The organism is Bacillus sp. FJAT-14266, from assembly GCF_001719225.1.
Lineage (GTDB): Bacteria > Bacillota > Bacilli > Bacillales > Bacillaceae > Bacillus > Bacillus subtilis.
In genome coordinates, this window is the sequence record NZ_CP017072.1 from 2,441,110 (window position 1) to 2,457,616 (window position 16,507).

1 protein-coding gene is annotated in these 16,507 nt (G+C 46.2%); it reads right to left on the reverse strand.

Features of this window, described 5'->3' with window-relative positions; translation table 11 throughout:
• Positions 1 to 12 precede the first annotated feature (12 nt).
• Positions 13 to 16,479 (reverse strand): non-ribosomal peptide synthetase, encoded by a 16,467-nt coding sequence (locus BGM23_RS12845; RefSeq protein ID WP_082359952.1) that lies wholly within the window; start codon positions 16,477 to 16,479, stop codon positions 13 to 15.
• Positions 16,480 to 16,507 lie beyond the last annotated feature (28 nt).

Here is a 16,507-nt window from a genome sequence, read left to right on the forward strand (position 1 = left end):
GCGCTTCTCCTCCTATAACAGTTGTTGAATCTTTGTGCTGTCACCCGGGTGATAGCTTCGCAGCTTTTGCATGGCGGAGCCGTGAGTTTCCGGGTACACTTCAATCGTTTCTTCTGTCTGTTCCGCTTCATCATTCGTTTCGTTTGCCATTTTCATCATTACTAGCTGCTTCAGCGGTCCCCCGAGCAGCAATTCCAAAGCTTCCATTGCTTCAGGGGCTTCAATTGAGCCTATGCCTGCCTGAGCCATTCTCTTTTGGTAATCCGGTGATGAAACAACACCAATGCTTCCCCAATAACTCCAATTCATCACGGCTACTGTACAAGGCCATACTTGAGACAGCCGCTGTGCAAAAGCATCCTTAAAACTGCAGCCCGCAGCGTAGTTGCTTTGTCCGGAAGCTCTTGCAAACGATTGTACGGAAGAGAAAAACAAAACAAAATCCAGTGGTTCATGCCGGAAAACTTGGGCCATTCGCACGCTTACATCAACCTTTGCAGCAAGAACGTTTCTGAAACATTCCTCACTCATATTCATCAGGCTTCGGTCTTGTAAGACAATCGCAGAATGGATGATGCCGTTGATTTCACGATGCGTTTGTTTCATTGTTTCATACGCGCGTTCTAATTCCTCTCGGTTAGCCGCATCTGCTTGAATGTAATACGGGGCTGGCCCTAGACGCGCAAGTCTGTCCAGCTTGCTTTGAATGGCTGCATCCTTTTTCCTTCTGCCAATCCAAACGATCTGCGCCTGATATGTTCTGATCATATATTCACTCCACGCCTCACCAATACCGCCAGCTCCGCCTATGACAACATAAACGCCTCCGTGCTTATACTTCGTGTGCACCGGTTGATTGTTGTGTACTGGAATTAGACGAAGCTTATGCCAAATCTTGTTTCGATAGGCCCACGTATTCCCTTCTTGATCGGCAGGCAAGGAAAGGAGTTGAGATAACGGCAGGTCTTCGTATTTTTTAACATCGATCAGCTTTGTCTGCCAATTTGGATATTCTTTTGACATTGAACCGATCAGGCCGTGCACCCCGGCATCGACCGGGTCGACAATATCATGCTGATCAACATATTGTGTGTTCACCGTCATGACCGTCCAGCTTATCTCCTTCTGTCCATAGCCTAAAGAGAGCATTGCCTTAATGAGCCTATACATTTGAATGACGCCTTGATCTTGGGCTTCAATCATTTCATCGCCGACTTCGCACTCTGTCACACGAGAAGGAGACATCCACACGATGTGATCAAACGATCCGAGTGCTTCAAGCTGGCCTGCAATTCTATGAATTGATGCGTTCGGCTCAATGTACAGCTCCTTGGCAAATGGGATCTGCCTTTGAACAGCTTTTCTGCTGTTGTCATCCCCTCCGAGGATGACAACACGCTCATCAGCAGGCGAAATGATCCTCTTCTCCAGCTGCACTCGATCCCATATCGGCGCCATAAGAAGCGCTCCGTTAAGAGTTGCTTTGGAGTTTCCTAGTGATGTCGGCCCGTCTGGCGGTTGTATGCCTTCTTCCAGCAGCCTTGAGGTAATCCCCTTGATTCTTACACACACTCGGCCTTGTTCATCACACAAATCAATATCCAGTCTCTGTATTTTGTCCTCATTAGGACGAGATGTCACAGACACCCACATTTTATTTGTACACGGGCTGAATATTTCTAGCTCTTGCAGCGCAAAAGGCAGAGAAAGCTGCTCGTCACCGGAATTCAGCTTTAGCCCGATCGACGCTTGTAAAGCAGAGTCGGCCATACTTGGATGAAGAACGAATTCATTCAGTGTGTGAGTTACACCAGCAGGCAGAGAAAGCTCTGCCAAGGCTTGATTGCGGCCGATGTAAAGCCGATCTATCCCTTGAAAACCAGGTCCGTAGTCAATGCCGATCGCCTTAAACAATTCATAACACTGGTCGTGTGAGAGTGTGCTTAAACTGCATTGGTCTTGAAGCGCGCTGATATCCTGGACTGGAATGTCTCCTGCCCCACGGATTGAAGCACTGCCTTGACAATGTATCTTTCGATCATTGTGTGCAGCCTCTGTATAGACGTTAAAAGCAATCTCGCCGTCCTGCTGGGGATTTAGACTGATATCCACTTGCACAGGCTGGCCATCCGCCACAATCGGCTGCACCCACGCAACATTTTTGATGTGAATAACAGATTGTTGATCTTCGGTTCTTCTCACTGCTCTTGTAACGGCAGCATGAACCATCTCAAGATATGCCACGCCCGGCATAACCGGTTTTCCCTTCACCTTATGATCGGCGAAAAAGAACTCAGCACCTGTAAAGGCCGAGCTGAAACGCTGCTCTGACAAATCAGATGTGTTGACATGTATCATTGGATGCAAAGCTGCTGATTCGACTGTTTTTAAAGCTGTTTGATGGGCGGCTGCCTCCTCTTTCGTATCCGTTATCCAGTAGCGTTCTTTCGCAAATGGATAGGTAGGGAGGCTGATGCGTTTCGGCTGTTTGCCGTCATACAGTTTACTCCAGCCTATTTCCATGCCTTTTACCCATAAATCAAGCAGTCTTTCATATATGTGAGGCTCCCAGCTATTGTTGAGCGTTTTCTGTACTTCGTCATCTGATCTCAATGTTTGTGCGATACCTTTTTCTGCTCTGCCTCTGTACATGTACTTCGCATTGGTGCCCCCTTCTATAAAGAGGTTCAGTTTTTCCAGCAAGTCCCCAGTCGAGACAGCGATAATCCCTAATCTCTCCTCCATTGCATCACGCCCCTCTTGGAGTGTATAAGCAATATCAGTGAGGTCACGAGCAGTGATAGATCGCTTGCTGATAAAGTCTGCTAATTGCCGGGCTTGGTCTTTCAGACGATCTTCATCCTTTGCCGACAAAATAAAGATGCCCGGGTGCTGTGCTGTCACAGCTGGTGCTGTTGCAGGATGGGTTGTTTCTTTCGGAATATATTCCTCAATGACCACGTGGGCATTGACGCCGCCTATCCCGAACGAACTGATGCCTGCGCGGCGCGGCAGCTCTCGGCCGGCTTCATCCCGAAGCGCCTGCCACTCTCTCGATTCCTGCACAATATAAAACGGGCTGTCATCCAGTTTGATATATGGATTAACAGTTTCACTGTACAGACTTTTGACAAGCGTTTTATGCTTGAGCTGCAATAACACTTTAATGACACCCGCCACACCGGCCGCCAGTGATAAGTGACCGATGTTTGTTTTCGCTGATCCAAGTCCGCAATGGCTGCCATGAACAGCCGGGTCCCCCGTTTTTTCATACAGCTCTTTAAATGCCGCTTTTAAGCCGTTGATTTCTACTGGATCGCCCAGCTTGGTTCCAGTCCCATGCGCTTCAATATAAGTTACGGTTCTTGGATCAATTCCCGCTTTTTCATATGCTGTTTTTACGACATCCGCCTGAGCTTTCGGATTAGGAGTCGTTAGAGAATTTGCGCGGCCACCGTGGTTTACCGCACTTCCTTTAATGACACCGTAAATATGATCACCGTCTCGTTCAGCCGCTGTCAGCTTTTTCAGAAAGAGAATGCCGGCACCTTCACTGACTGCGAATCCATCGGCTTTGTCAGAAAATGTTTTGCATCTTCCTTCTTTGCTCAGCGCCCCGGCTTTATCATAGGCGATATGGCCTTGCGGAGTTACGACCGTGTTGACCCCTCCCGCAATCGCCATTTCACAGTTTCCATTTTCAATGGCGCAAACCGCATGATGAATGGCGACCAAAGAGCTTGAGCACGCAGTGTCGATCGGTTCACTCGGTCCATGAATGTTCAGGAAATAACTGACTCTATTCGGTCCTGCAGAAGGACTCATATTCGCAGCCGCTGAGCCTTCGATGTCTACATTTGACAGAAGTGAACTGTACCCTGTGTTTCCTGTCCCGATGAAGATGCCCGTTTTGGTTCCTGCCAGGCTTCTCGCTGAGTGTCCCGCTTCTTCTACCGCCTTCCACGCATAGGTCATTAACAGGCGCTGCTGAGGCTCCATCTGCTCAGCCTCCAGCGGAGATATGCCGAAGAACAATGGATCAAAGTCAGCTACTTCATCAATAAAACCGCCCCATTTGACGTTTGTTTTATTCGCTTCTTTCAGAGGGTCTCCGTAATACTCCTGCCAATCCCAGCGGTCTTTTGGAACCTCTGTAATACAATCTGTGCCCGATGACAGGTTCTTCCAATATTCCTCAACGTCTTTTGCCTTTGGGAAAACGCCGCTCATTCCCACAATCGCAATAGGCTCAGGCTTGGGATCAGCTTCCTTTTGCATTGGTGTTACCGAAGGTTTTACAAAGCGGTTTTCAGTCGAAAACGTCATATTTTTTATATTCTGTTCGACAGGCTGCATTAGCACCCCAGCTTTGGCAGGCGTTTGAGCTGTAAAAGCATTTGGATATTCTTCTGACAGATACCCTGCAAATGCATAAACAGTTGCGTGCTCAAAGAAGATCGTAGGCGTAAGATCCAGCTTGTACTTCTCATTCAGTGTATTTGCGAATTCAGTTAACGTAATCGAATCAAATCCATATTGATTAAACTCCATGTCCGGGTCAATCTCTTCAGGTTTGATTTTGAGCAATTGAGAGATTGTTTGCTTTAAAACTTCTTGAATGTGGTCGCACATATTTCCTTGATCCATTCTTGCTTCAGATGTCACCGGTACTTGCACTGTTTTCATTGGTACATCATCAGAAGACGGCTTTTGAGTCAGCTTTTCCCTCATCATGTCTTTGATTCCTTCCATGACGATGACTTGATCTTTGCCAAATGCCAAAGCTTTATACAGCGCTTGAATGCCGGTCTCGGTCCGCATTGGAGTCACACCTGTGTTTTTCAACGTCATGTTTTCAATTTCTTTATTCGCGCGCATGCCGCCTTCTTTCCAGAGCGGCCAATTGATTGACAACGTTTGTCCGTGCCTGTACATGGCGGTTACAAGCGCATTTCGATAAGCTGCATAACTGTCCATAAATGCATTAGCCATTGCATAATCGGCCTGTCCCGCGCTGCCGGCAACACTTGATATTGAAGAAAAGAGGATAAAGAAATCTAACGCAAGATGCTCGGTTGCCTCATCCACATTCACAAGCCCTTTCACCTTAGGAGCGAGAACTTGTGTCAGCTCTTCATTGGTTTTGCTCATAAGATAGTTATCTTTAATCAGCCCAGCGCTGTGAATGACACCATTCAAGTCTTCGTAATCAGACGTAATGCTTGTGATAAGCTCGGAGGCTGCTTCCGTTTGTGTCACGTCAACCTGCCTGTATTCTGCGCGAGCCCCTAATTGCTGAAGTTCGTTAAGCTCCGCCTGCTGATCCGCATTCAACGCGGATCTGCCTGTCAGAATGAGCACAGGCTGTTCGGCTTGGCGAGCAATCTCTTTTGCAAAAATAAACCCAAGTCCTCCTGCGCCGCCCGTGATGAGGTATACACCTTTATCTCTCCACGGCATGCTTATTTCCCGATCATCTATTTGCATTTCATCCAGATCATTGATGTACCGTTTGCCTTTTTCATATTTGATGTGCTGATCTTCTGTGTGCCTTTTATTCTCTTTCAGTTTTTCTATTACACTTTCAACATTTTCATGTGAATCGATTTCAATCGTCTGGCCGATTAGTTTTTTATTCTCCAGGCCGGCGGTTTTAAGGAGCGCCGATAGCCCTGAGAATGAGTACTGCTTTCTTTGTGCAGAGGTAAGCAGCTGGATCAGAACATTGCCCTGAGGTCTGCTTTTGAGAAGACCCTGGACCGTCTCAAGCGCTTGTTCGGCATAATCTTGGAACCTCTCTGCAAGTCCTTCGCGGAATGACTCCAAAACGATGCATTCCGCTCCTGTCATTCTTGATTCAATGCGATCTTTTGAGAGGCCATTCATGTCGCAAAGCATGACAATGTGCCGTTCGTAATGAGGCTCAGGACTTTCTTTTTTAAAATCCTTGGGCACCCATTTTTCTTCAAACATCAGGGTTGCCAGCGTTTGATCAGATTCCGCCGATCCAGAGCCGCCTTCTGCTGCTCTGAAAGATAATCCTTTCATCCGTACGCAAACATTGCCGCTCTCATCTAAAATATCCATATCGCGCTTTTGCACCTTATCAGTTGCCTTGCTGCCTTGGCTGTATCTTGCGTATACCCACATTTCTGACGAACATGCTCCGAAGACTTCAAGCTCCTGGACCGCAAAAGGCAGTGTCAGCTGGTTATCCCCGGCTCCTGTCAAAATGCTTGACGCCTGCAAAGCAGAATCCATCAGCCCAGGGTGCATTTTGTATTGGCTGAGCGTATCTGCAGCTGACGGATGCAATGACAATTTTGCCAAAACAAATTGTTCAGCTGTATAGATTTTTTTCACTCCGCGATAAGCAGGACCATATTCAAATCCAATCATTCGATAGGTGTCGTATACTTCGTTTACGCTGAAATGACTTTCCTGACACTGCTCCCGCAGAGATTGCAAATCAACCGCCGGCAAATTTTCAGCAGGATTCAATACCGCGCTGCCTTGACTGTAGACGATTGACTGTTCGCCAGTAACGTCTGAATGACCATAGATTTCATAAGAGATCTCACCATTTTCTCCCGGTAAAAGCCTAATGTGTACTTGCTGCGGCTGATCCTCTACAACAATAGGCCGCACCCACACCGCATTCTTTAGCTTCATGATGCGCGGTACACCTTGTACCTCTGCGGCCTGCTCAACAGCTGCCCGCGCCAATTCAAGATGAGCCACTCCCGGCAAAATCCGTTGGCCTTTCACAACATGATCAGCAAGGAAAAACTCTTCTCCCGTATAAATAGAGCTAAACCTTTGTTCCGAGAGATTGGATGTGTTTTGATGCATTAATGGATGCAGCACGGCTCCGCCAAGGCGGGAGGCTGCTTGATTTGCATCAATGCTGCCGCTTTTTTCAATATGATCAGAGATCCAATAACGGTCTTTTGCGAAAGGATACGTCGGCAAGCTGATGCGCTTTGGCAGATTCTCGCCATACAATTTCGTCCAGTCTACATCAAGCCCTTTTACCCATAATTCAAGCAATTTTGCATACTTTCCCCGTTCCATCCATTTCTCGACGGCTTCTTGAATCTCTTCGTCCTCTGTCAGCATTTGGAGTGTGCCTTTATCAATCCTGCCTTTAAATACATCCTCCACACCGCTTTTCTCCGCTGCAAAGTCTTTTAACTTTTTCTGTAAATCCTCAATGGAACCGGAAATAATCCCGAGACGTTCTTCCATCGCATCCCGTCCGGCTTGCAGTGTATAAGCGATTCGGGCGAGATTTACGTCACTATATGTTTGCTTATCAAGCGCATCTGCCAGCTGCTGTGCATGTTCTTTTAGCCGCGCTTCATTTTTAGCCGATAAAACGAAGATACCCGGATGTTCCGGCGCGATGGATGGTATATTCTCATCGGATGCTTCCGGAATATATTCCTCGATAATCACGTGGGCGTTTACTCCGCCGATTCCAAATGAACTGACACCTGCCCGTCGAGGAAGCTCTTCTCCCTGTTCATTTTTCAGCGCTTTCCATTCTTCCGTTTCCCGTACGATATAGAACGGACTGTTTTTCAGCTGAATGTATGGATTCACGTTTTCGCAATGCAGACTTTTCACTAAGGTTTTATGCTTAAGCTGCAATAATATTTTAATAACTCCTGCTGCACCGGCTGCCAGCGATAAGTGGCCGATGTTTGTCTTTACAGACCCTAATCCGCAGTAAGGATTGGCTGATGTGTCTCCTTCATTTACACCCAATGCTTTAAAAGCTGATTTCAAACCGTTAATTTCAACCGGGTCTCCAAGCTCCGTTCCGGTTCCGTGGGCTTCAATGTAGGTCACGGTTTTCGGGTCGATTCCCGCTTTTTGATATGCCGACTGAATAACATCTGCCTGCGCCTTCGGATTGGGAGTCGTTAAAGAGGCTGCACGGCCGCCGTGATTGATTGCACTGCCTTTTATGACTCCGTAAATATGGTCTCCCGCTTCTTCAGCCGCTTTTAATTTTTTCAGGAACAGTATGCCGGCACCTTCCCCATGTGCAAAACCATCGGCTTGATTTGAAAACGTCTTGCATTTTCCTTCTTTGCTCAGTGCTCCCGCCTTATCAAAGCTGATATACACCTCAGGAAGGATAATCGTATTTACACCGCCGGCTAATGCCATGTCACAAGTGCCTTCCTCAATTGAAGAGATGGCATGGTGGATCGCCACTAGTGAACTTGAGCACGCTGTATCAACCGGTTCGCTCGGCCCATGCAGATTAAGGAAATAACTGACCCGGTTCGGACCGACCGATGGGCTCGTATTGGCTGCCGCTGATCCTTCTATTGCCGAGTTCGCTTTAGATAGAAGAGAGCTGTATCCTGTATTTCCCGTTCCGATGAAGACGCCGGTTTTTGTGCCTGACAACCTTTTCGCCGAATATCCTGCATCTTCGATCGCTTTCCAGGCGTAAGTCAGCAGTAAGCGCTGCTGAGGTTCCATTTGTTCAGCTTCACGCGGGGAAATGCCAAAGAATAATGGATCAAAATCTGCAATACCGTCAATAAAACCGCCCCATTTCACGTTCGTTTTATTGACTTCCTTCGCCGGATCACCTTCATATTCACGCCAATCCCAGCGATCTTTCGGGATTTCCGTCATGCAGTCTTTGCCCTCTTTTAAGATGTTCCAGTACGCCTCAACGTCTTTCGCCATAGGGAAAATCCCGCTTATGCCCACAATGGCAATTGGCTCAGGCCCAGCATCACTCTGTATGGCGTTTGGCAGCATGACTTGCTGCTTTCTGCGTCTTTTAGCTTTGGCACGCACGGCTTGTTCCTGTTTCGCAGCAGGCTGAAGCTGAGCCGATACAGCGCGCACAGCAAATGTCTTCGCAAATACCGATTGATATTCTTCTGACAAATGCTTGCCAAACGCATGAATCGTCGGGTGGTCAAAAAATACGGTTGGCGTCAGCTCTAACTGATAGGCGCGATTGATATGGTTGGTGAATTCAGTCATGGAGATAGAATCAAAACCATACACCGTCATCTCTGCATGATCGTCAATCGTTTCAAGCTTGACCTTTAACAGCTTGGCGATCTCTCGCTTTAACATCGCCTTTACTTTATCCAGCAAACTGTCTGTATCAATGCTATTTATTTGTTCAGTCATGTGTTCTGCTTCCTTCTTTTCCATAGGTGCTGAGGCATTTTTGGCCAGCATGTTTTGTTTTATTTTCTGCACATCGCCTTCGATCACCATTACTTGGTTTGCCTCTGAATGAAGTGCTTGATATAATGCCTGAATTCCTTTTTCCGCCCTCATAGGAACAATACCGGCAAGTTGCACAAGCCTTTTCTCAGTTTCTTGATCAACCTGCATGCCTCCATCTCTCCATAAAGGCCAGTTTACAGAAAGCGTCTTCCCATGCCGCTGGCTGAGGCCGGCAAGCCTATTTCGATAGCCTGCATACATATCCATAAATACATTGGCTGCCGCATAGTCAGACTGGCCAATGCTCCCCAAACTTCCTGAAAGAGATGAAAAGAGAACAAAGAAGTCTAAAGGCAAATCCTTGCTCGCTTCGTCTAGATAAACAAGCCCTTTTACTTTAGGCGCCAGTACATCGTGCAGATCTTTTGCCTGTTTATTAACCATGTAGCTGTCCTTGATGATTCCGGCACTATGAAGAATACCGTTCAGACGGCCATATCTTTTTTGAATGTCGTCAATGAGCTGATAGACTTCAATTTTATTGGTAACATCTGTTTGCCGGTAGGTGATGTCAGCCCCCTTGCTATGAAGCTCTTTCAGCTTTTTGCTTTTGCTTTCGCTAAGAGGTGAGCGGCCCGCCAGAATGACTGTCGCATTTTTCGTTTGTTCCGCAATTTCCTTTGCAAAAATATGACCTAGTCCGCCGGCACCTCCTGTAATGAGATAAACGCCATTGTCTTTCCACGGTTTGCTGGCGTCTCCTTTTGCCTGTTTGATTTCACGCCAATCAGCAATATACCGTGTCCCGTTTTGATATTTGACATATGAATCGCTGCTCATTTGATTTTCTAACAGTTTGCCAGTAATGCTTTCTCCACTTTCTTCACTGCTGACTTCAATCATTTGGCCGGTTAGTTTGGCATTTTCCTGACAAGCTGTTTTCAGCAGTCCTGTCAATCCTGAAAACAATTGCTGTTCTCCCTCTGCAGAGGTTACGATCTGAACGAGAATGCCGTCTTTCGGTTTCGTACGAATGATCTCTTGTACCTTTTTAAACACTTGTTCTGTATAAGAATGGAAACGCCCATCTACTGAAGAAGGCCTTGCTTCCAGGCTGTATACATGGACATCCTCGATAGCTGCTTCAATTTGTTTTCTCGTCTCATGATCATATTCACATAGGAATACGAGATGCTCTGCATATTTTTTTGCAGCTAAGCTGTCAGCAGCCTTTTGTTCTTGCCAAACGGGCTGAAGCAATAAAGTTTCAGCGTTGATTTTTGATGGTTCGGTTTGTATATCTGCCTCCATCACTCTCGTCGAAAATCCTTTCAGCCGCACGCAGATCATGCCATGCTCATCACATAGGTGAATATCGACTTTCTGTATCAAATCTCCTGGTTTGTTTTTCGAGTTGAATTGAACATAAACCCACATGTCAGAAACGCACTGACGAAAGACCTCAAGTTCCTCCAGGGCAAATGGCAGTGCTGCCTTAAAGTCTTCAGTGTCTGAAAGTTCCGCTCTGACGACATTTTGCAAATATTCAGCCGCCTGTAACGCCCCGTCCATTACACTTGGATGAAGAACATAATCGCCCAACGTATGTGCAACAGATTCCGGCAGTGATAATTTTGCAAGCAGCTGGCCGTCGCCTTTATATACGGCCTCTACACTCTTGTAACCTGGACCGTAATCGGCGCCGATCATCCCTTCATAAAACGAGGCAGCATCCATTCTGCTTTGATCACATTGTTTCTTGATCTTAGAAAGATCCAGTGCTTTTTCTCGCTTTAACTGAATCAATTCCGCTATACCTTGGTTATATACAACTGGTTCTGCATCAGCGGATTCCGGCTCGCCATACATCCGGTAAGGAAAGTGTCCGCCATCTTCATCGTAAAGTCCGATATTTACCTGAACCGGCTCACTTCCTGCTACAACCGGGCGAACCCACACGACATTTTTCAGCCTGATTCCAGTTTCATGATCCTCCAATCCGCCAATTCCTTGTTCTATAGCGGCTCTTGCCATTTCAAGCGTGACCGCCGCCGGCAAAATCGCCATGCCTTTAATGATATGCTCGGCAATAAAATACTCTTGTCCTGTGAAAATGGAGCTGAAACGCTGCTCTGACAGAACCGATGTATTATGGTGCACCAAAGGATGCAAACGAGATGGTTCAATTGTTGTGATAGCGCCGGTGCTGCTTTCAGGCCAGTATCGTTCTTCGGCAAAAGGGTATGTCGGCAAGCTGATGCGGCGTGGCTTTATATTTGGATAGAGCCTGCGCCATTCAACGTGAAAGCCATTTGCCCACATCTCGGCAAGCTTTCTCAATTCTTCTTTTGATATCCGCGATGAAGCCATATCATCTGCTTCAGCATTTCCAAGCAGCTGTTCAGCGGATGTCATTCTCGTTTTTTCTCCTTGAATACAGCCTTCTGCGAGCGGCTTTCCAGTCACAAAAGCTTCCAGCTGATGTTTCCATTCTTCCAGATCGTTCACTATAAAAACGATCCTGTTATCCATTGCTTCACGGCCGACTTGGAAGGTATATGCAATATCTCTTAAAGAGAAATGCCTTTGCTCGTCTTGACTGATATAGGACAGCATTTCCTTCGCGTATACTTGGAGCCGTTCACTATTTTTTGCTGATATAGGAATGATGTAAGGCTGATTGCCTTCGTTTTCGGTACCTGCATCAGAAATGTTTTCATATTGCTCAAATATTGCATGGGCGTTAGTTCCGCCAAGGCCGAATGAGCTCAGAGCCGCCCGATGGACACCTGCGTGTTTCTCTAACGATTTTCGTTCACGGACAACATAAAAAGGAGAGCTTTCAAACTTTATATCCGGATTCGGCTCCGTACAGTTGATGGTCGGTGCAAGTTCATTATGGTATAAACTCATCGCAACTTTAATACATCCGGCTAACCCCGCAGCTGTATCCAAATGGCCAATATTCGTTTTCACTGAACCAATTCCGCAAAATTGTGTTTTGTCTGTGTATTGCTTGTACACTTTATTTAGCGCAGACATTTCAATAGGATCGCCTAATTTCGTTCCCGTCCCGTGCGCTTCAATATAACTGACCGTTTCAGGATGAACCTTGGTTGTATCCAATACATGCTGTATCACCTCTGTTTGGCCTTTTACACTTGGCGCATAGAAGCCGGCTTTTTCTGCCCCATCATTATTGATGCCTATTCCGCGCATAATCGCATAAATATGGTCTCCGTCTTTTACGGCATCCACAGCTTTTTTCAGCAGGATGACCGCTACGCCTTCGCCCCCGGCCATTCCGTCCGCCGAAGCATCGAACGCCTTTACATGCCCGTCGCTTGAAAAATTCAACCCGTTTTGGTGCACGTAGCCGATCGCTGATTGTGCGTGCAATGTTGCGCCTCCGACAAGCGCATATTGTGATTCGCCCGATGTCAGGCTTTTGTATGCTTGATATAAACCGACTAGTGATGAAGAACAGTTAGAATGAACAAAATAGCTTGGCCCTTTTAATCCGAGCTTATGTGAGATCATTGTGGGAATGGTTCCGCTTTGGGCTAAAACCCATGAGACATAGCCATCCGGTGATTCATGTCCTTCTGTTGTCTCCTTCGGCAATAACGTTCTATATGAATTGCTGCTTGCAGACATATATACACTTGTTGCCGGAATCTCCTTAGCCACATATCCTGCATCTTCAATCGCTTTCCAGGAGTGCAGCAATAAGAGGCGGAGCTGAGGGTCCATATACTCAGCATCTTTTGGCGAGATTTGAAAGAAACCGGGATCGAATAAGTCTTTCCCTTCGATCACAGATTGCACAGGCACATAGTCAGGATGCTGTATCAATTCTTCGGGAACTCCATTTGCGCGAAGCTCTTCTTCAGAAAAGAATCGTATGCTTTCTTTGCCTTCTTTGATGTGGTTCCAGAAGTCATGATGATTTTTCGCACCCGGGAACTGGCAAGATATCCCCACAATCGCAACACTGTCATCAAAATAAGGGGGAATCTTCTGTTCTAGGTGTTTTCTATCTTTTTTGATATCATAATGATCTTCATTTTGTGTCCCGGCTAGATCTGAGTTTTTCATCTCCAAAATATATTCACTGATTGCACGGATCGTGGAAAACTCAAACAGCTCAGTAACATGAAACTCACAATCGAATTCTTTTTTGATTCGTTCAGCCACAGCTACAGCCAGAAGCGAATCGCCGCCCGCATCGAAAAATCCGTCTTCCGGCCCAAATCCGCTGACCTTGAGCGTTTCCTCCCAAATACGCAGCACCTGATCCTCTATTTCCGTTAATTGCAAGTGATTTGGTTTCCTTCTGTTGAACACGATCTCGCGTTTTTCTAATTCTTTACGGTTCACTTTTCCGCTGGGCGATAATGGAAGCTCATCTAAGCGGATAAAGTGTGAAGGTATCATATATTCGGGCAGACTCGATTTTAGATGAAGGCGCAAATCTTTTGGATTGGCAGAGGCATGTCCGCTTTCCTCTGTATAATAAGCAGCGAGCTGTTGATGGCCTTCCAGCTGCTTCACCACTACGGCCTGATCTAAAATGCCCGGAAATTCACTCAGCTTTGTTTCTATTGCGCCCAGCTCGACGCGAAAACCGCGTATTTTGACTTGGCTGTCAATCCGTCCCAAGTATTCTATGTTGCCGTCAGGAAGCCACCTTGCTGAATCACCCGATTTATATAGCTTCGTCCCTGGTTCAAAGGGATTATCAATAAATTTTTCAGCCGTAAGCCCCGGCTTTTTAAAGTAGCCTCTTGCTAAGCCGGCTCCAGCGATGCATAGCTCACCAGGCTTTCCGATCGGGACAGGCTTTAAATGCTGGTCCACAATATAAATTTTCGTGTTGGAGACAGGCTTTCCAATCGGTGTATGGTGACTTGCGATATCTCCTTTTCCGCATCCGAAATACGCAGCGTAAATGGAGGCTTCCGTCGGTCCGTATATATTTTCAACACGGCAGTTTGTAAAGAGTGATACCGCCTTTTTCACTAATTCTTTAGGGAAGGCTTCACCTGCAACCATCATATACTTCAGCGGACCATCCTCTGTGAATCGCTTGTTGTCTTTCGCCATTTCTAAAAAAACATGCAGCATGGCCGGCACAAAATTAATGTGAGTCACTTTATATGTTTCAATATAATCCATGCAAAGCTGCGGTGATTTCTCCCCATTAGGCGGAAGAATCACAAGACGGCCGTCTCCAATAAACCATCCGAATAATTCTGAGATCGATACATCAAACACATAGTTCGTCTTCAATAAATATGCATCCTCAGCCGTTACAGGATAGTGAGATTCAAGAAAATTCAGGGTATTCATAATGCTCCGATGCTCTACCATAACCCCTTTAGGCTCTCCAGTGCTTCCCGATGTATAAATAATATAAGCGAGGTGTTCCGGTTTTACTTCCCGCTTTAAACCGCTGCTTTGCTGGTCTGTATAATCGTTTCGGCAAGCTAACTCGATATTGATCGCTTTTACATGGCTGCCAGTTAATCCGCTGATCCTATCATGAACGTTAGGTTGGGTGAGGACAATGGATGCCTGACTGTCTTTGAGCATGTACTCTAATCGTTCTTGCGGAAAACTTGGATCTAACGGCACATACGCTCCGCCAGCTTTCAGTATTCCTAAAATTCCGATGATCATATCAAACGAACGCTCTGCACAAATGCCAACGGGCTGTTCAGGTCCAACACCCTGATGTTGAAGGTAGACTGCAACAGATGTGCTTTTTTCATCTACTTCTTTATATGTAAGTGATCTGTCTTCAAACATCACAGCAACCGCATCGGGGGTTTGTTTCGCTTTTTCCTCAAACACCTCATGTATACACTTGTCATTTGCGATGTTTGTCCCTGTCGCATTCCATTGTTCCAGCAAACTAGTTTGTTCTTGATTTAATTGCAAAGAGTAGGCTTCAAGCGGCAAAGACGGGTCCTCCATCATGTGCTGCGCGAGCTTCATATAGTTCTCCATCATGCTTTCAATGGAGGACAGTTCGTACAAATCAGGGTTGTACAGAAGATGAAGCACTGTTTCATTTTCTTGCTCATATATTTCGAGCGCCAGCTCAAATTCACCCTCTTGCCGAATGTCTTCAATATATTCGATGCCAAGCGTTTGATACGGTTCAAGCACTTTTTGCAAGCCTGTTGCCTGAAAAAAGTTTTGGTACAGAAAAGCTGTTTGAAAAACCGGAGAATCCGCGGCCGAGCGGTCTACATTCAGCTCTCTTACCAATGCAGGGAACGGAAACGCCGCATGATCCAGGCCGTCAGCCACTGTCAGCTGCAGTTCCCGAATAAATGCTGTTAATGGCTGAGATCCGATATTCTTGCTCCGAACAGCCATCATATTGATAAAATAACCGATTAGGGTTTCAAATCTGTCTTCTTGCCGACCCATTGTCGGAACGCCAACAATGATATCCTTTTGTTTTGTATAATGATGCAGCAGTACTTTGTAAATGGAGAGAAACACAACCGATTCATTCACATGATTGGTGCGGGCAAACGATTTAATTTGATTTCTCAGGTGATGAGGGAGCAAGCTTTTATAAGCTTGCCCCTTAAATTTTCGTGCTGAAGACCGCGGACGGTCAGCAGGCAAATCAAGAACTGGCAGACTCCCAGACAACTGTTCTTTCCAGTAAGCGAGATGCTCTTCCCCTTCTCTGCCAGTCAGCATTCGATTTTCCCAATCGACAAAATCGTAATAATCAGCTGTTGATGGCTGCTGCAAGGGTTCAATCCCATTCAGCAATTGTTGATACGCTTCGAATAGCGCCGATATCAATGTCAGCATCGACACACCATCAAATATGATATGGTGAATTGTTATAAGAACAATGCATTCTTCTAACCGATGAAAAAGGTGTGTGCGCCATAACGGACCAGCATCCAACTGGAAAGGTTCTTTTGCTTTTTCTTTTAGAAAAGGAAAGATATCTGCTGATTTCATTGCTGATATATCCTCTTCCACAAAACAAAGATCCTTTGATAACTGAACCGATTGAAATGGAACGCCATTCTCTTCTTGAATCACACTGGCTAAGACCGGATATTGTTTCTGTACAAACAGAAGGGCTTTCTTGAACGTCTCTGCATGTATTGGTTTGCTGAAGCGAAAGCATAAAGGAATATGATATGCACTCATCCCAGGAGACATTTTTTGAAGCATCCACAGCCCTTTTTGCCCTTCTGAAAGCGGGCTTTTCAACTGCCGCTTCATGCCTTTAAGATGTTCTTCCACCTCAGAA

Excerpts from the sequence above, each read along its gene's own strand:
- BGM23_RS12845 (WP_082359952.1), bottom strand. The coding sequence starts at position 16,479 with ATGAAGCGGCAGTTGAAAAGCCCGCTTTCAGAAGGGCAAAAAGGGCTG.